1 protein-coding gene is annotated in these 237 nt (G+C 44.3%); it reads left to right on the plus strand.

From position 1 onward, the window contains the following. Positions 1-237 (plus strand): hypothetical protein (locus tag AAEY78_RS14920; protein ID WP_352340275.1); only part of this gene is annotated, 237 nt, incomplete at both ends.

Here is a 237-nt window from a genome sequence, read left to right on the forward strand (position 1 = left end):
GTTTTGGGTCTCAAAATCGAAGGCGAAGATGCCCCCTTTATCGAAAAAACTATCAAGCATTTCGATGTTAATGCCAAAGCACCTGACGCGCGCCGTGAGTTTTTAACAGAAGCCGCTAGTAGCTTATGGAAAGAAAAATGGCGTCCGCATATCGAGCATCGCTTATTGACGGAAAAACGCCTAACTGCTGAAGCTGACGCGATTGATGTGTTTGCCAATAATTTACAGCATTTACTC

This window comes from Psychrobacter sp. 16-MNA-CIBAN-0192, assembly GCF_040309565.1.
In the GTDB taxonomy this organism is placed as follows: domain Bacteria; phylum Pseudomonadota; class Gammaproteobacteria; order Pseudomonadales; family Moraxellaceae; genus Psychrobacter.